The organism is Nocardia sp. NPDC049707 (genome assembly GCF_040674855.1).
Lineage (GTDB): Bacteria > Actinomycetota > Actinomycetes > Mycobacteriales > Mycobacteriaceae > Nocardia.
Genome location: NZ_JBFANN010000010.1, coordinates 166,604 through 182,293 on the forward strand (window position 1 = coordinate 166,604; position 15,690 = coordinate 182,293).

At 64.6% G+C, this 15,690-nt stretch carries 17 protein-coding genes; 7 read left to right on the plus strand and 10 right to left on the minus strand.

What is annotated here, in order from left to right:
• Positions 1 to 132: 132 nt before the first annotated feature.
• Positions 133 to 567 carry an SPW repeat protein gene (locus AB0J29_RS12735; RefSeq protein ID WP_364783796.1) on the minus strand — a complete coding sequence of 145 codons (435 nt, stop codon included), beginning with the start codon at positions 565 to 567 and terminating at the stop codon, positions 133 to 135.
• A 129-nt stretch (positions 568 to 696) separates the two neighbouring features.
• Between AB0J29_RS12735 and AB0J29_RS12740 the strand changes: the two genes are divergently transcribed.
• Positions 697 to 1,143: a MarR family transcriptional regulator gene (locus AB0J29_RS12740; RefSeq protein ID WP_364783799.1), complete on the plus strand. Its 447-nt coding sequence runs from the start codon at positions 697 to 699 to the stop codon at positions 1,141 to 1,143.
• A gap of 72 nt (positions 1,144 to 1,215) precedes the next feature.
• Here the strand turns inward: AB0J29_RS12740 and AB0J29_RS12745 are convergent, their stop codons facing one another.
• From AB0J29_RS12745 to AB0J29_RS12765, 5 genes are all read right to left on the minus strand, one after another.
• Positions 1,216 to 1,497: a hypothetical protein gene (locus AB0J29_RS12745; protein ID WP_364783802.1), complete on the minus strand. Its 282-nt coding sequence runs from the start codon at positions 1,495 to 1,497 to the stop codon at positions 1,216 to 1,218.
• A 274-nt stretch (positions 1,498 to 1,771) separates the two neighbouring features.
• A complete protein-coding gene (locus AB0J29_RS12750; RefSeq protein WP_364783805.1) occupies positions 1,772 to 2,848 on the minus strand; it encodes a F420-dependent hydroxymycolic acid dehydrogenase in 1,077 nt (358 codons plus the stop codon).
• A gap of 1,317 nt (positions 2,849 to 4,165) precedes the next feature.
• A complete protein-coding gene (locus AB0J29_RS12755) occupies positions 4,166 to 5,575 on the minus strand; it encodes a cytochrome P450 (protein WP_364783808.1) in 1,410 nt (469 codons plus the stop codon).
• On the minus strand, positions 5,572 to 6,735 hold the full coding sequence (locus AB0J29_RS12760; RefSeq protein WP_364783812.1) for an MAB_1171c family putative transporter: 1,164 nt from the start codon (positions 6,733 to 6,735) through the stop codon (positions 5,572 to 5,574). Before AB0J29_RS12760 ends, AB0J29_RS12755 begins: the two co-directional genes overlap by 4 nt.
• Positions 6,732 to 7,235 carry a hypothetical protein gene (locus tag AB0J29_RS12765; RefSeq protein WP_364783815.1) on the minus strand — a complete coding sequence of 168 codons (504 nt, stop codon included), beginning with the start codon at positions 7,233 to 7,235 and terminating at the stop codon, positions 6,732 to 6,734. The genes AB0J29_RS12760 and AB0J29_RS12765 overlap by 4 nt, the downstream gene beginning before the upstream one ends.
• A 596-nt stretch (positions 7,236 to 7,831) precedes the next feature.
• On the opposite strand from AB0J29_RS12765, the gene AB0J29_RS12770 reads away from it, so the two are divergent.
• Entirely contained in the window at positions 7,832 to 8,317 is a 486-nt protein-coding gene (locus AB0J29_RS12770; RefSeq protein WP_364783818.1) for a DUF420 domain-containing protein, read from the plus strand.
• Between the two features lie 161 nt (positions 8,318 to 8,478).
• Here AB0J29_RS12770 and AB0J29_RS12775 read toward each other — a convergent pair whose 3' ends face one another.
• The gene (locus AB0J29_RS12775) at positions 8,479 to 9,360 is read right to left on the minus strand and encodes an alpha/beta hydrolase (protein WP_364783821.1); all 882 of its coding nucleotides are present in this window, start codon (positions 9,358 to 9,360) and stop codon (positions 8,479 to 8,481) included.
• 276 nt (positions 9,361 to 9,636) lie between these two features.
• Complete coding sequence (locus AB0J29_RS12780) at positions 9,637 to 10,902, minus strand: alpha/beta fold hydrolase (RefSeq protein WP_364783824.1); 1,266 nt, start codon at positions 10,900 to 10,902, stop codon at positions 9,637 to 9,639.
• Between the two features lie 120 nt (positions 10,903 to 11,022).
• Here AB0J29_RS12780 and AB0J29_RS12785 point away from each other — a divergent pair, with 120 nt between their 5' ends.
• Together AB0J29_RS12785 and AB0J29_RS12790 are read left to right on the plus strand one after the other, a co-directional pair.
• Positions 11,023 to 11,568 (plus strand): helix-turn-helix domain-containing protein, encoded by a 546-nt coding sequence (locus tag AB0J29_RS12785; protein WP_364783852.1) that lies wholly within the window; start codon positions 11,023 to 11,025, stop codon positions 11,566 to 11,568.
• Positions 11,565 to 12,521: an alpha/beta fold hydrolase gene (locus AB0J29_RS12790; protein ID WP_364783827.1), complete on the plus strand. Its 957-nt coding sequence runs from the start codon at positions 11,565 to 11,567 to the stop codon at positions 12,519 to 12,521. The genes AB0J29_RS12785 and AB0J29_RS12790 overlap by 4 nt, the downstream gene beginning before the upstream one ends.
• Before the next feature lie 58 nt (positions 12,522 to 12,579).
• On the opposite strand, the gene AB0J29_RS12795 is transcribed toward AB0J29_RS12790, so the two are convergent.
• Positions 12,580 to 13,119, minus strand: a complete 540-nt coding sequence (locus tag AB0J29_RS12795; RefSeq protein WP_364783830.1) for a GNAT family N-acetyltransferase — start codon at positions 13,117 to 13,119, stop codon at positions 12,580 to 12,582.
• A 158-nt stretch (positions 13,120 to 13,277) separates the two neighbouring features.
• Between AB0J29_RS12795 and AB0J29_RS12800 the strand changes: the two genes are divergently transcribed.
• On the plus strand, positions 13,278 to 13,709 hold the full coding sequence (locus AB0J29_RS12800; RefSeq protein WP_364783833.1) for a GNAT family N-acetyltransferase: 432 nt from the start codon (positions 13,278 to 13,280) through the stop codon (positions 13,707 to 13,709).
• Positions 13,710 to 13,730: 21 nt separating this feature from the next.
• Here the strand turns inward: AB0J29_RS12800 and AB0J29_RS12805 are convergent, their stop codons facing one another.
• A complete protein-coding gene (locus tag AB0J29_RS12805; protein ID WP_364783855.1) occupies positions 13,731 to 13,943 on the minus strand; it encodes an aminoglycoside phosphotransferase family protein in 213 nt (70 codons plus the stop codon).
• 310 nt (positions 13,944 to 14,253) lie between these two features.
• Here AB0J29_RS12805 and AB0J29_RS12810 point away from each other — a divergent pair, with 310 nt between their 5' ends.
• Together AB0J29_RS12810 and AB0J29_RS12815 are read left to right on the plus strand one after the other, a co-directional pair.
• A complete protein-coding gene (locus AB0J29_RS12810) occupies positions 14,254 to 15,069 on the plus strand; it encodes an aminoglycoside adenylyltransferase domain-containing protein (protein WP_364783836.1) in 816 nt (271 codons plus the stop codon).
• A gap of 316 nt (positions 15,070 to 15,385) precedes the next feature.
• On the plus strand, positions 15,386 to 15,690 hold a 305-nt coding region (locus AB0J29_RS12815; protein WP_364783858.1), incomplete at its 3' end, for an alpha/beta hydrolase.

Sequence of the window (15,690 nt, forward strand, 5' to 3'; positions counted from 1 at the left end):
GCCCGGCCTGTTTCAACCGGCCGGTATCCAGGTTGACTTCGCCGCAGGAGACGATTGCGTCATCCGCGTGAGTGTGAGGTGCGAGCCGAACCTGGTGATAGCCCGGCTCGCACTATGGAAGGCCGTTCGCGCTCAACGGGTCCGGCGCATGCCGAGCGCCATCGAGCCCAGCCCGAGCAGCAAGGCCAGCGCACCGGCCACCACGTTGCTCCAGATCGTCGCGGTATGGGCGACATCGCCGCTGACGACCCAGGGACTGATGATCATCCACACGCCGATCAGCGGAGCGGTCCAGACGATGCCGTGAACCCGCCCGTACATCGAGGCGAACCCCAGTGCCAGCACCGCCAGGGCGATCCCGACGATCACGTTGTTCGCGGTCAAGGTCGGGAACCGGTTGAATCCGACAACCCACGCGGAGATCGCGATGTAGAGCCCGGTCAGGAACATCAGGCCGGTGACCGCTTGGGCGACCGGTTCCATCGCGGCGAGTTCATACTTCTCATGCTTGGCCCGCAACTCCACGATATCGGGATGCAGGCTCATATTCATGGCTTCACTAGCCATATCTTCCACCACCCTTCGGACGCGCATTGAAGGCACTCGAACCGGATGGCTGAGATCGGCTACGACAGGAGGCGGAACCGGTCCGAATCAACCGCCGATTCATATGTCATAGCATGATATTATCACGTTATGACATATGAGTCGATGTCATCGCTTGTACTCACCGACCAGGAGTACTCGAAACTGTTGGCGTTCCGCACCGGACTGCGCCGGTTCCTGCGCTGGAGTGAGCACCAAGCGGCGGACGTCGGACTCACCGGCGCTCAGCACCAACTGCTACTGGCGATCCGAGGCCATCTCGACCCGGGCGGGCCCAGCATCGGCGAAATCGCGGAATATTTGAGCACCCGGCACCACAGCGTGGTGCAGCTGATCGATCGCACCGAGCAACTCGGGCTCGTCGCCCGCAACCGGGAAGAGGGCAAGGACCGCCGCGTCGTCCGCCTCACCCTGACCGAGGCAGGCAAACAAACCCTCGCCCTGCTCAGCGCCACACACCTGGAAGAACTTCGGCGACTGACCCCTCTCGTCGACGCACTGACCGACCCGACCGTCGCCATCCCGCAGGCGGGATAGCCGCACCCTTTCCAGATCCATATTCCGCGCATCCGCCCGTCAATTCATGCGGGCGCGGGCGTCTGGGTGGTGTCAGCTGAGCCGGTGGTGTAGTTGTTCGGGGTAGTCGTCGTAGGCGGCGGCGACTTCGTCGAGGTAGACCAGCGCCGGGAAGTCGATGACGGGTTGGCGTTCGATGAGGAACGCCGCGGTGTGTTGCACGACGCGACGTTCGTCGGCCGAGGTGAATCCGAGGTCGGTGAGGACGTCGGGCGCGACGATGATCTCGGATTCGACGGTGTCACCGTGCTCGTCATCGATGCGGACGCGGTATTCGTGCTCGATGACGGGCTCTATCGTGATACGTGGGACCATCGCGTTACTCCGTCTCCGGGTCAGATGGATTGGTAGTGGCCGAAGAATTCGTGGTCGGGGTTGTAGCCGCCGTGCCCGCCTCCGACAGAGGTGAAGTCGGCAGTGCTCATGCTTGTCAACCATGCGAGATCACCCGAACCCGCGTCAATGCCCAGGACCACGTGTCGGAGACCGGCCGTCAGCGGGGGGTGCTGGTGGTGTCGCAGGCGTTGGCGGAGTTCCTGGTGCGGGGCCGGGCGCAGAGCCTGTCGCCCGACTGCCGTGGACAGTGAAATCAGTGCAGTGCGGGTAGTACGTGATCGCGATAGAAGCCGATCGCGGCGACCGGATCGTGCTGCGGGAAGTGCAGAAACGGCGTCGCGCCGGAATCCAGCACACGCTGTGCCGCCGCCACGTGCGGCGCCGGATCGGTACCGGTGGCCCACGTCGAGGTGACCTGCTCGAGCGGCGTTGCCGCGGCGGCTCGCTCGATCGCGACCGGATCGGGTTGATCGATGGCTGATGCGGACGGCCCGAACCGCCACAGCTGTGCGGCCGAGTCCACCTCATCGCGGTCGCCGACCACCGCAAACAATTCGACCCGCTTGCCCATTCGCGCTGGGTCGCGGCCCGATGCCTGCGCACCCGCGGCGAAGGCGGCCGACAGCATCGGGTCCATCACCCCGGCAGGCTGGCTGATCCAGCCGTCACCGTACTGTCCGGCCAGGCGCGCACTGCGCGGACCGCTCGCCGCGACGTAGATCGGTGGCGGCGTAGCGGGCAGGTCGTAGAGCTTCAGCTGTTCGGTCCGAAAGTATTTGCCGCGGAAGGAGATCCGTCCACCGGCCCACAGCTGTCGCATCAATTCAATGGCTTCCACCAGGCGGTCGTGCCGCTCACGATAGGCACCGAATTCTCCTGTCCCGGCCTGTTCGTTGAGCCGCTCCCCGGTACCCACCCCGAGAAATACCCGCCCGGGCGCCAGCACCGCCAACGAGGCGAAAGCCTGTGCGACATCGGTCGGGTGGTGCCGATATATCGGGCAGGTGACGCCGGTTCCGAAGGACAGTCGCGTGGTGCGCTCGCCCACCAACGCCAGCGTCAGCCACGGCGACATCGCATGGCCCTGGTCATCCTGCCACGGCTGCAGATGATCACTGGCCCACACGTATCGAAAGCCGGCCGCCTCTGCCCGCTGTGCCTGATCGACCAGCACAGACGTCGGAAATTGCTCGTGCGACAGCACCATTCCGACATCCGGCCCGACGGCGGGCCCGCTCGACGAGGAAGGCCCGCCATACGCGGCCATGGCCCCCGCGACTACCGTCGTGGCTGCCGCTCGACCCAGCGATCGCCGGGAGACGCCGCTCATGCGCCCAACATACCCGGACAGCCCGACCGCAATCGGTTCGCCTGTCTCGAGCACACACCGACGCGCGAACTGAACAAACGTCTATTGCCTCACCCTCCCCCGTCCCTTTCGCAACCGGGATCCACTCACAGCAGGCTGGATCCATGTCTTCGCCGGAAATGCTAATGGGTGCAGCGCCCTCGTGGATAGACCTCTGGCCCTGCCCGGAGGAGCCGAATTGCCCTGTTTCCGGGGCATCGTGCCGGGAGACAGTGAATATGCCGATGCGCACGGGTCGTATCGGTCCACGCATCAGGAACTGCTCATGATTACTCCGACCACACCCCACCGGCAACGGCGGACAGCACCGGAGCGATCGGCACTGCCGGTGCTGGGCCGTGTCCCCGATTCGCTGCGGAGCACACAATGACGACATCTCACGACCATGACTCCTGGCCGCAGGAGCCCGCACACCAGCATGAGCCGGTACATCGGCACGAGCCGACTGCCCACCACCTCCCCCGGAGGGCCGGATCACCCGAACACGGCGGCGGTCACGGCAGTCGGTCAGTGCATCCGCCGAAGATTTTCCGGACCACTATCGTCGTGCTCGGATCCCTTGCGGCCGCGACAGTGATCGCGTTCGGCGCTCCGGTGAGTACGCCGACCGTTGAACTCCCACAAGTGCCCAGCCATTTCTCCGGCGGACGGTGCGGGGACAACAATGGCACCTGCGCGGATGCCAGCCCGGTCTTTCGGGGCCGCGCCGTCCTCAACACCCAGGCTGCCTATCCGGGACACCGGTCGGGGCTGTGTCGAGGCGACGGTTTCCACCAGCTACAGCACCATCCCGTCCGCTCCTTCGACGGTCCGGGGGCGGCGCCTGCGCTGCAGCCGCCAACTGAGCAGCCAGCTCCGACGACAACAACCACAGAAACCCCATACCCATACCACGGCCACATTCGATGACGCGAGGCATCAGAAGTGGTCAGGTCGGCAAACGTGGCCCGCGTGTCGGGTGACGCCCTGGCTGCGGCTGCTTCTGTGGGCACCTTCGGCGCGAGTGTTTCGCTTCGACTGCCGAGCACCGAAACCGATTCTGTGACAAGCAACTCCGGCTGGAACACCCCATCGGTCTGTTCATTGCGACTCCACGCGGTCGCCCAACCGCTCACACCGAGGACGATTGGCCGACACCAGACAACCGGACTCTCCGCAGGGTGGGGACATGGTTGGAAGGGCGAGTCGATGCTGTCGTAGAAGCCGCCACGGGTGGTCGACCTCCAGCGACCGCCAAGCCCTTATGCGCAGCCTCGACAAGCGGCAGCGCAACCAGTCCTAGTCACGCCGGGAAAGCCTGAGCCGCAACCCATCCGGCTTCAGAGTGATCGTTTCCTTGACCCGCAGCTGATAACCCGGGTCCGGTGTCAGATCGAAATTCCGCAGAATCGTCGCGAGGACCAACTGAAGCTCGTGGTATGCGAACTGACGGCCGATGCACCCTCGCATCCCGACCCCGAACGGCCGGTAGAGCTCAGGGTGCCGGGCTTTGACCCGCTCCGGAAGGAACCGATCCGGGTCGAACGCCTCGGGATCACCACCCCACGACCGATGTCGATGCAGTTGCAGCAGCACCACGAATACCCATTCACCCTTTTCGAATGGGTAGCGACCGGCGAGCATGGTGTCGTTCTTGGCTTTCCGGAAATAGCCCGGCGCGGTCGGCCACAGCCGCAGCGACTCGTCGACGATGCGCCGGACCAGCCGCAACTTACCGACTTGCTCGTAGCTCAGCTCGTCCCCGGTCCAGACCTCGGCAATCTCGCGGCGCGCCTGCTCGGCGATCTCCGGCGAGCATGAGAGGTAGTGCAGTGCGAACGCCAGGACACCCGCCGACGTTTCATGTCCGGCCGCGAGGAACGTCAAGATCTGGCGACGAATGTTCTTCGCGTCCAAGCGCTCACCGGTTTCCTGGTCCGCCACCGTGAGCATTCGGTCGAGCAGATCACCATGCCCGCCCGCGCCATCGCGCTGGCGCTGCGCGATCACCGCATCGACCTCGGCGTTGACGAACCGCAGGTCCGCAAGATGCTGAGCCCGCTGCTGCCGGAACACGGTGCGTTCCACGAGTGGATGTGAGTAGGCGGACCGGTTGACGTAGGTGAGGATGCGCAGCATCGCGGCCACCAACGGATGCTCGTCGGTGCGGGTGAACGAACCGAACTCGTATCCGAAGCCGGCCCGGCCGATCACCTCCAGCGCCACCTTGTTCGTGTCGCTCGGCACGTCGACCCACTGCCCGACGCGCCCGGCCCAGTACTCGACCAACTCGTTCGCACATGCCTGCATGGTCGCGTGGTAGCCACGCATCGCCGCAGCGGTGAAACTCGGCGCCAGGATCTCGTGAGCCTTACGCCAGTTCGGTTCGCTATTGTGCGCGGTGAACAGCCCATCTCCGGCCACCGACCGCAATGTGCCGATCGGAACCCCGAGGAACTTCGCCCACAGCTTGTCGTCGTTGATCTCGGTCAACAAGTCCGGGTCGGAGACATACGTCACGCGGGCGCCGAAGATGTTGCGCTCGTAGATCCCGCCGAACTGCTGCGCACCACGCATCCCCCACTGACTGCTGTCGGTGACGTGCAGATCCCACACATCGCCCAAGATCGGCAGGCGGAACGGAGGGTGCGGTAACTCTCGATCACCGGCCCGAATCCGCCTCTCGGTCGAGGAGTTGGTCGTGGTCATCTCGCTCCATCCAGTTGCGGGCTGTCGAGGTAGGTCTGTGCCGACGTCCAATGCCGCGCGATACGCCGCAGGGTGCGGGCTTCATCAATGATGTCGCGACCAGGCGCGGAGGCGTGCAACCGCACATACGATCCTGGTTCGGCACCACCGGCCTTGCGATGCAGAGCCCGCGCGATCTGCACCGCCTCGGCTGCCGCCGCGGGCACATCGGCAGGCAGAGGCGCGGCGAAACGGCCGAGCACAAGCAACGCGTCGCGAATTTCCACCGTCATGCGGTGCATACGCCGCCGCGGATTCATGCCCGGGTCGGAATGCGACAGGCGCGGAATCTCGACGCACACCGTCACCAGATCGCGCCACATCGGCGTCATCTGGCGCACGGTCCGTGCTGCGGAGTCGACGCCCAGCCGTCGCGTGATCTCGGTGGCGACCCGGGCCCCCGCGGCCAGCGACCCCAACCCGATCATGTACACGAAGTTGTTCTCATTCGCGCGGAAACGAAAGTCCACGAACGCATGTCCTGTGCCAGTCGCGGCGCACACGGCGCTGACGAAGATCGACACCGCTTCCTCCAGCGCCCACCCGCCGACAAGCACGATCAGGGCGTAGGTGAGTCTGTGGGAGGGCCGTAGCTGGCCCGCACGCAGCTCCCGCACGCTAGCCGACACGATCAGCACACCCGTTGCTGCGCACCAGATCGAGAAAAACGCAAAGTACGCGACCGTCTGCCACCCCTCGGTGCGGTCGATGTACTGCCCGAGAACACGAGCGTGCGACCCGAGCAGCAGCATCAGCACCATCGACACCACCGCAGCGCACCACACCGTCAGGCTCATCCGCCGATAGCGTGCCGACGCCTGCTCCGACCATCGTTCCGACCACGAGCCCGCCAGCACGATCAGCGGCGCAAACGTGAGCACGATGAACGTCGTGCCGAGTTGGCGTGTGAACCTGACGCTGAGAAGTCCAGCGTCAGCGAGCACGTTCTGCACCGCGCGTTCGCGCAGCAACGCGGCGACAACCGCGGAAATCAGGGCATAGGTCACCTGACGCTCACTCGGCCGCGAACGATCGTGCAACAGCACCAATCGCAGAACAGCCGCCGCCGCGCCGAAGCCGATGATCAACCATGCAATCGACGCTGGTGCCGAAGAGGTCACGCGTCACCACCCCAGAAAGAGCGCATGGGCCGCGACGCCCGCCAGCGCGAGACCCCGGATAGCAACAGATCACCGAACTGTTCTGCCTCGTCCTCCTGCTCGTCGAGGAACTCGCTACGACCGAGCACACGGCGGATCAGCGCCGGATCGAGATTCGGCAGGAGCCGCTGAACACCAGCCGAACCAGCTACCTCGGCATCGTGATCAAGAATCATGTGACCGACCTCATGCGCGATGATCTGGTCGATGTGAAAGTCCGTCGTGCCCGCGACGAAGGCAATCACGTCGACATCCGTACAGTCCAGCCACAGCCCGCACGGTGTCCCCCGCCCCGAATCCAATGTTCCTGGCAGCAGCGTCGAATCAACCGGCATGAGCTCGATCGGCCGCCCGCGCCACTGCCCCAGCGCGTCCAGAAACGCAGTCCGGTTCCACGGCGACGGCACCAGCCGCATCACCATCTCTCGCGCCGCCATCACCCGCTGAGTCGAGCCATCCATCAGAAACACCCCCTGACCGAGCCTTCTCGGGTACGCGCACTGGACTTTACAGCGAACACCCGACCGTCCCGGAACCGTCGAGCATCGACCTCGCCAATATTGTTGTCGCCCAGTCGAAATCGGGCCAGCGACGGCACCACTCGAGACCAGATCGCCGAGGACCTGCTGCGCATGTTCGGCCTACCCGCCGACGAGACGCACGAAATATGCCAGCGCCCAATTCCATACCTCGCACTGCTCGGAAGCGGAATAACCAGGTGGCACCGTCCGTGAACGGTTGTCGGCGGATCCAGCCGTCGCAGCTGCTCGTCGTCGAACCGCACCCCGAGCGCGCCGAAGTTGCCCGGCGACCCCGGAGGTACGCGGTGTGCGCGCGACGACGGTCTGTTCCGCGCGTTGGAACATCCACAGTCGCAATCTATTCGGCCGCCGATTCGGTCAGCAGCTGGGCGGTGATATCGATCGAAAGTTGTACGCGAAAGCCTACTTTCCGGCACCTGAGGTTGCTCAAAGGTCCGATGTGCTGTTCCTGGAAGTCACCGAGGATTGTGATTCATCAGGTGATCTTGCTTCACTGCCGACTTCGGAGGGAACCATTGGACGAGTTTGCGGGAATCGATGGGTTCCTCGGTACCAGGGCTTCACTGATGATCGACGCGTTGATTCTGATCATGGTCGTTGTTGTCGTGGCACTTGCTTGGAGTGTCTGGCAGGTGAAGTACCGGAGTCGGTACCGGCTGCACAAGTTCGTGCAGGTGCCGCTGGGGATCTCCTTGCTGGCAGTGGTCGTGATCTTCGAACTGGATATTCGGCTCAACGGATGGCAGGACCGTGCCGCCGGTGTCGTCGGCGGCACGGTGCCCACGGCGGTATGGATCGCGCTCGGCATCCATCTGGCTTGCGCGATCAGCTCAGTGTTGTTGTGGCCGATAGTGATTGTGCGGGCGGTCCGATCGTTCGGCTCTTCGCCGAAGCCGGGTCCGCACAGTAGTTGGCACAAGCCATGGGCGCGAGTCGCCGCGACGGACCTGGTCCTGACAGCTATCACCGGGTGGGTGTTCTACGTGGTCGCCTTCGTGTGACGGCATGCCTGACGCTGGAAGAATGCCGGCCGACCGGAATCACCGTAGCGCTGGCGTCCTAGCCGAGCACGAGTTGACCGGACCGGGATGCGCGCTACACCGGCGGCTGGGCGAATAGCGTCGGACGCGGCCGTTCATCCGGTGTTGCCCGGCAGAAGCCCTCACTTGGCTGCGCCGAGGAAATCGAGGACGATCGGGAGCAACAGCGGTGTCTGGTCGAACACGGTGAGGTGTGAGGTACCGGGAATCACTGCCAAGCGTGATGCGGGCATGCCCTTGGTGCCCTCGACGCCGCCACCCAGCAGTCGGTACATCTCGATTGTGTGCTCGGGGCGGATTATGTCGTTGTCGGCGGCGATGATCAGCACTGGAGACTGGATGGATCTGATCTGCTCCGGAGCGTAGACCGGTGTGTGGGCATCGAGATCCTTGACGCGTTCCACCACCTTCGGGAAGTCCTCGGGTCGCGGGGAGAGCCGGTTGTACTCGGCCAAGAACGGGGTGCCTTCGAATACTTGCGGTTGTAGTTGCGCCAGCCCCTCGTGCAGCCCTGGTTGTGCCCCGCGTGGGTCGTAGCCGACGGAGGTCAGTACCAGCTTGTGCGACAACTCTGGATAGCGGACGCCGATATCGAGGCCTATGGTCGCGCCGTCACTGAAGCCGAAGAAGTCGGCCTTGCGGATTCCGAGCATGGTCAGCACCGCGACGGTGTCATCGGCCATGGTCTCGTAGCGCAACGGCCGGTCAATATCGGCGGTGCGCCCGTGTCCCTGCTGCTCGATGGCGATGACCTGCCGGGTTTTCGCCAGATCGGGCAGGATCTTGCCGAACGTGCTGTCGATCGTGCTGAGGCCACCGTGCAGCAGTACCAGTGGCGGCAGACCATTGGCCTCGCCGTGCACTTCGTAGTACATGTTCAATCCGTTGACCTGAGCGTAGTGGCCGGGATTCACGGTGGTGGTCGACTCCGCAGTGGCGCCGCAGCCGGAAAGGATGCCCGCGGCCAGGGTGGCTGCCGCGATGGCGGCGATGGTCTTGCGCATCGGATGCTCCCAATGATCGGGTTGTCGGGTCCTCGCGGCCCCTTACGCCCTTAGGTCGAATGGGCGGTGCGGTTGATCGACAGCCGCACCAACTTTCCGACGACAACTTCCCCAGCATCATCTTCCGCACTACGACTGCTCGACCGGGAACATGAACGACTCACCGAAGCGGGCTGCGGAAACCTGCTGTGGCCGAGGGGGTCTCGTGAACGATCACGGGCCATGAGCGGACGAGGCCAGTGCGACTCGATCGGTCGCGTGGTGCCGGTTCGTCGGTTATCTGGTGGTGAGCCAGGTGGCGATGTCGGTGACGACTTGTGGGTCGACGTGCTGGGGTGGGGTGTATTCGGCCGGGGTGGAGGGGCCGGTGCCGGGGAAGAACAGGTGGTTGTCGGCGTCGTAGACGCGGATGGTCACCCCGGGGCGGCCGTCGAGTCCGGCCCGCCAGCGGGCCAGATCATCGTCCACGGTGACCTGGTAGTCACGTCCGCCCTGCAGGATCAGCATGGGTTTCCCGACCGCTGCGGCCGCCGCGACCGGGTCGTAGTCCCGCAAATCCAACCAATACGCAGCGGATAGTCCGAGCGGCAGTTCGCTGGCCGGTGTTGCCGGTGACAACTCTGGTGCGTCGACCAATTCGGCTTGACGGGTGAGGGTTTCGATTGCACTCTGTGCGGCGACCTCGCCGTCGGGGCTCAATGAAACCAGGTATCGGGTGACCCGGACCGCCGCCCGGTGCATCGGCTCGGCGTCGGCGGCCATCAGGATCAGTCCTGCGATCGCGGGTTCAGCGCCGGCCACACGGGGTGCGACCTTGCCGCCCATGCTGTGCCCGAGCACGAACACACGCTCGGCATCCACCGCCGGATGCGCGCGAAGAGCATCCACAGCTGCCACCGCATACGGTACGTATTCGTCGGTCATGGTGAACCCATCCATACGGGTAGCCACGTCGCGGTGGGTGTAGGTGACCTTGTCGAACCGCAGCACCGCGATGCCACGGCTGGCCAAACCCCAGGCGAGGTCCTTCAGTGGCTTGTTCGAGCCTGTAGTTTCGTCGCGGTCGAACGGCCCGCCCCCGGCCAGCAGAACAACGGCTGGGCATCCGGTCGATCGCCGTGGTGCACTGAGGGTTCCATGCACGGTGAACGGGTCGCGACCGAGCGTAACGTCCTGTTCATCGAACTTCGTCTCGTCGACGTAGGCGGGCAGCCGCCACGGTGTGGTGGGCGGTGTCAGCTGGAGCCCTGCCAACCGGCCCGCATCATCGACGATCAGCTCGATCATCAGTTCCCCGTGTTCGAGGTGGACGGGGATTCGCACCGCTGTAGTACCCGATGGGCCTGCCTCTCCCACCGCTTCGCCGACCTCGGTGACTCGCCCGTGCTGTTGCTGGACCGAGTCCCACGCGGCGTGCAGTTTTTCGGCCGACACCAATGCCTGCAGATGTGCCGCGAACCTCTCGTGCACCCGCGCAAACCCGTTGGCCCGCAACAGTTCAATAACCTCGATGCCTGTCTGTTCTGCAGTCGTTGCCGTCATCGGAACGAATCCTCCTCGAGCCCGTTGGCAGCACCCATTCCCGAGCGGGGCGGTGCCGACGCTTAATATTCTCAACTTTGCAAACGGTATCAGAATTGAGATGATTCAGGTGTGAACCCTATGGAATTGCTCGCGCACCCAGTGCGGCTGCGGATCGTGCATGCCCTGTCCGGAGGTCGTGTCATGACCACGTCGCAGCTGTGCGCGCGTATGCCCGACGTTTCGAAGGCCACTGTGTACCGCCACGTCGACCTGCTCGCAGCGCACGACATTCTCGATCTCGCCGGTGAGCAGCGCGTCCGCGGTGCGGTGGAGCGCAGCTACCGGCTGCGCCGCGAACGCGCGGTGATCGACGGCGACACTGCCGCGTCCGCGTCCGTCGACGACCACCGTCGTATCTTCGCCGTGGCGATGGCGACCCTGCTCGCCGAATTCCAGACCTACCTCGACAGCGACAACGCCGACCCGGCCGGTGACCTGGTCGGCTATCGACAGCACGCGATCTGGCTCGACCGTGACGAACTCGCCGCCCTCATCGCCGACCTCCGCGCCGTGATCACACCCCGCATGGCCCACCCGGCGACCACGGACCGCGAGCCATACCTGCTCAGCCCGATCCTGTTTCCTCTGGCCTCCGAGCCCGGCACCACGGAAGACGCATCATGACACACACCGAACATGCCTGGCAGCCACCGGAATACGCCGCCCCAAAAGCCTTCGATGAACACGATCTACTACTCGGTTCCGAACCCGTTGCCGTTCCCGGCACCATCAGCATGCACCGCGCCAACGGCCTGGACGGCCCGCGGCCGGGTGTCGTGCTGCTACCCGGGTCCGGTCCGACCGATCGAGACGGCACACTCGGCGACAACAAACCACTCAGGGACATCGCCTGGGGTTTGGCCAGCCGCGGCGTCGCAGTCCTCCGATTCGACAAGATCACACACGCAAGGCCCGAGCGCATCGATGAAAAATTCACTGCCGCAGACGAATACGTGCCACACGGCGTGGCGGCCGTACATGCTCTGCGCGCACATCCTGGCGTAGATCCCGAGCGGGTGTTCGTGCTCGGGCACAGTCTGGGTGGGAGGATGGCGCCCCGCGTCGCGGCCGCCGAACCGAGCGTGGCGGGCTTGATCCTCATGGCCGGAAGCGCACAACCAGTGCACTGGACGGTCGTCCGCCAGGTCCGCTACCTCACCGAACTCGGTGGCGGCGCCTCGCTTCCCACAGTCGAAACCCTCACCCGGCAAGCCCGATTGGTCGACAGCGCAGACCTCTCGCTGGCGACGCCACGGGAGCAACTTCCCCTCGCGGCACCAGCTGCGTATTGGTTGGATTTGCGGGACTACGACCCGGTCGCGGTGGCCGCAGCGGTCGGGAAACCCATGCTGATCCTGCAGGGCGGGCGTGACTACCAGGTCACCGTGGACGATGATCTGGCCCGCTGGCGGGCCGGACTCGACGGCCGTCCCGGGGTGACCATCCGCTTCTACGACGCCGACAACCACCTGTTCTTCCCCGGCACCGGCCCCTCCACCCCGGCCGAATACACCCCACCCCAGCATGTCGACCCACAAATCGTCACCGACATCGCCACCTGGATCACCACCAGATAACCGACGAACCGGCCCGCTGGCGGCTGTCGGCAAGGTCGTCGGTACCCCGAGGTTTGGCCTAAAGCTTGTCTGCGGCAACCTCATAGATGATCTCCGGTCCATCCTCCTCGTCCATTTGCTCGCCGACCTCGATGAAGCCGTACTGCGACGCCAGTCGATATGAGGCCAGGTTGGTGGGGCTGATGCTGACCCGAACCGTCCGTATCTGTGGCTCGTGGGCGGCGCGCCGCAGCAGGGCCTCCAAGGCCGCTCGGGCATAGCCCTGCCGTCGGTGCCTTGCCTCGACGGCGTAGCCGATCTCCACCATTCCCGATAGGTCGGGAGGCGCGTGGTAACCGGCAATGCCGACGGAAAGGTGTCGTCGCTCGTCCCAAATGGCGCCGGTGACCCAGGCTGCGCTGGCCGGGTCTTCCTCGGCCTGTCGGCTGCGCAACTGCCACAGCCCGCACCACTCTGCGTCGGCGAAAGGGGCCGGAAGCGGTACCGGGCTGACAGCATTGGCCGCAGCCAGGTCGCCCTGGGCGAGCGCCTCGAATGTTGGGCCATTCAGGTGCACGATGCGTATAGCTGGAGTCTCGCCGACTCGGTATCGAGGCATGGCTCGAATTTCCCACGCATCCCGGGCGTGCCGCATCCGGATTAAGACAAGCGGCTCAAACGCCGTGCGTGCCTTGCGCACGGTGACCCACGTGGCTCATGACGTCCAGTGCTGCCAGGCCATTGGTTCGTTCCTGGCGACGCCGTTAGCATCTGGAGGTGATCGCGCACGTTGCAGACGGATACGAGATCGATGTCGACACCGACCGGATCGACGTGAACCGGGTCCACCACTGGCTGTCCACCGATGCGTACTGGGCGCTGGGGCGGGAACGGCAAATTGTCGAGCGATCCATCCGTGCATCGCTGAATTTCGGTGTGTACGACGGCAATAACGACCAGGTTGCCTACGCTCGCGTCGTCACCGACCTTGCCACCTTCGCCTGGCTCTGCGACGTCTACGTCGACCGAGGCCATCGCGGCATCGGGCTCGGTCGTCGACTTGTCGCTGCGGTCCGTGAGCACCTGGCGCCTTACCAGCTCAAGCGGATGTTGTTGGTGACGGCCGATGCACACGGTTTGTACGCTGAGTTCGGTTTCGTTCCTCTCGCGGAACCGCAGAATTGGATGGCTCTTGGCGCGGAGGGATAGCCCGGACGCCAGCCGTTGATCTCAGCGGCCGGCACGCGGCCGAGGTCGCGGTCTTCGAGTCGAGCTCGAGCACGTCGTCGGGGTCGAAACTGTTGTCGATGGCGAGAAAGAGCACGAACCCGGTTCCCCGGCAAGCGGCTTCGGGTCGATGGCGAGCCATGGTTCACGTTCGGAGGCGAGCACGTTTTCGTATTGCAGGTCCCCATACAGCAGCCGCTCGCCGGGTTCGCCCATGTCCTCGCGCACTGCACCCCCACTGCTCGAGCAGTGCACGCTCCGCCGGGTCACCGATCACCCGCGAGTGCTTCCGGGAGATCCGCCACCATCTGCGCCGCGATATCACCGAGGCACGCATTCCCTCAGGTGCTGACACGGCGGTCAGCCGGGCCCTATGTCGGCTCCGGCCCTACTGCTATGCGAAGGAAGCTAGAGGCATCGGCCCCGCGCCATGTCTCGAAAAGATCTGCAACACCGTAGGTATGCCTTTGGCGTGCTCGGCTGAGGCCGCCTCACGTTCCCCTTGGAAAGGTAGGATCTTTTGGCCATGACAGGCTCCCTTGTCGACCCGGAATCCATTCCCACCGAACTGCGCGCGTACTTGGCGGAACTCGTGCGACGCACCAGGGCTGTATGCGGGCCGTACCTGGTGAACATCTTTGCCGTCGGATCCTTGGCACTCGACGATTACCGACACGGGCGCAGCGACGTCGATGTGACGGTGGTTGTCGATCCCGCATTTCAGCAGAACGCGGTGATCGAGCTGGCCGAATCACTGACCGACCTCGCCTGCCCCGCGTCAGGCCTGGAACTGGTGCTCTACGACGCCGACTTCATTGGCGCTCCCACCGATCGGGCCGGATACCGCCTCAACCTCAACACCGGCCCGTTGCTCCCTTACCAGGCAAGCTTCGATTCGTCACGGTCGCAGGCTTTCTGGTACGTCATCGATCGTGCCGTCGGTTATCAGGCGGGTCGACTTCTCTATGGACGACCAGTACGCCAAGTCGTGGCGGCACCCTCGCGCACCGACCAGCTCGTCTGTGTGCTGGCCTCGATTCGCGAGCATGCTCACGGCGCAGGCCATTTGGCCGACAATCGAGTTCTCAATGCTTGCCGCTCCACCGTGTTCTGCCGAACCAATCAATGGTTCGCTAAACGGGTTGCCGCACAATCGATCGCGGACTCGGAGCCAGCTTTCCGGCCCCTCATCGACCGCGCACTGCACAGCTTCGCACGGCCACGCTCAGATGCACTGGGTCTCCCCGAAGCAGACGTCCAGCGCTTCCTGTCCTGGGTTCAGGACTCCGTGGAACGAACCATGCGCGGCGAAGACGTACCAACGATGCCGAGCGCGCGATGATCGAATCGTGTTCACCGGCAACGTTGCCCGAAAGGCCGTCTCGATACTGCCAGGTCCGCAATTCAGTCCTATGTCAGTGCCACTGAAAGTTCCCCATAGACGGCCAGCTGCGATTCCCCACTAACAGCCAATTATGGCGATCCAGCGCACCACCAGCAATCTGGCTGAACGACCGGCAATGCCGAGTTCGGGACGATTGCGGGAGTGTGGACACGATCTCGGCTGAACCGATGACTTTCGGGTCGATCTGCCGTCGATACCTCTGGGTGTACGTAAAGACAGGAGTCCAGACATGACAAGACCGTTTCGATTGGGCATGACCTCGGTGCGGGCGAACGGTGTGGATCTCGGCATCGAGAGCTTCGGCCGCGCGGACGATCCGCTGGTCTTGCTGGTCGGCAGCACAACGATGTTGTCCTGGCCCGACGCGCTGTGCGAGCGGCTCGCGTCGGGCGGGCGACGTGTGGTCCGCTACGACCTGCGCGACTCCGGCGCGTCGACGACCCTCGACCCGGAGAATCCGGCGTACGACCTGCGGGATCTCGTCGCCGACGCGGCCGCGCTGGTCGGGGTGCTCGGTGCCCGGACAGCCCATCTCGGTGGGGTCGGCGTCGGCGGGAT

What these genes read in the sequence shown, in the direction of transcription:
- AB0J29_RS12735 (WP_364783796.1), bottom strand. Translation starts at nt 567, where the DNA reads ATGGCTAGTGAAGCCATGAATATGAGCCTGCATCCCGATATCGTGGAG.
- AB0J29_RS12740 (WP_364783799.1), top strand. Translation starts at nt 697, where the DNA reads ATGACATATGAGTCGATGTCATCGCTTGTACTCACCGACCAGGAGTAC.
- AB0J29_RS12745 (WP_364783802.1), bottom strand. Translation starts at nt 1,497, where the DNA reads ATGGTCCCACGTATCACGATAGAGCCCGTCATCGAGCACGAATACCGC.
- AB0J29_RS12750 (WP_364783805.1), bottom strand. Translation starts at nt 2,848, where the DNA reads ATGAGCGGCGTCTCCCGGCGATCGCTGGGTCGAGCGGCAGCCACGACG.
- AB0J29_RS12755 (WP_364783808.1), bottom strand. Translation starts at nt 5,575, where the DNA reads ATGACCACGACCAACTCCTCGACCGAGAGGCGGATTCGGGCCGGTGAT.
- AB0J29_RS12765 (WP_364783815.1), bottom strand. Translation starts at nt 7,235, where the DNA reads ATGGATGGCTCGACTCAGCGGGTGATGGCGGCGCGAGAGATGGTGATG.
- AB0J29_RS12775 (WP_364783821.1), bottom strand. Translation starts at nt 9,360, where the DNA reads ATGCGCAAGACCATCGCCGCCATCGCGGCAGCCACCCTGGCCGCGGGC.
- AB0J29_RS12780 (WP_364783824.1), bottom strand. Translation starts at nt 10,902, where the DNA reads ATGACGGCAACGACTGCAGAACAGACAGGCATCGAGGTTATTGAACTG.
- AB0J29_RS12785 (WP_364783852.1), top strand. Translation starts at nt 11,023, where the DNA reads ATGGAATTGCTCGCGCACCCAGTGCGGCTGCGGATCGTGCATGCCCTG.
- AB0J29_RS12790 (WP_364783827.1), top strand. Translation starts at nt 11,565, where the DNA reads ATGACACACACCGAACATGCCTGGCAGCCACCGGAATACGCCGCCCCA.
- AB0J29_RS12795 (WP_364783830.1), bottom strand. Translation starts at nt 13,119, where the DNA reads ATGCCTCGATACCGAGTCGGCGAGACTCCAGCTATACGCATCGTGCAC.
- AB0J29_RS12805 (WP_364783855.1), bottom strand. Translation starts at nt 13,943, where the DNA reads ATGGGCGAACCCGGCGAGCGGCTGCTGTATGGGGACCTGCAATACGAA.
- AB0J29_RS12810 (WP_364783836.1), top strand. Translation starts at nt 14,254, where the DNA reads ATGACAGGCTCCCTTGTCGACCCGGAATCCATTCCCACCGAACTGCGC.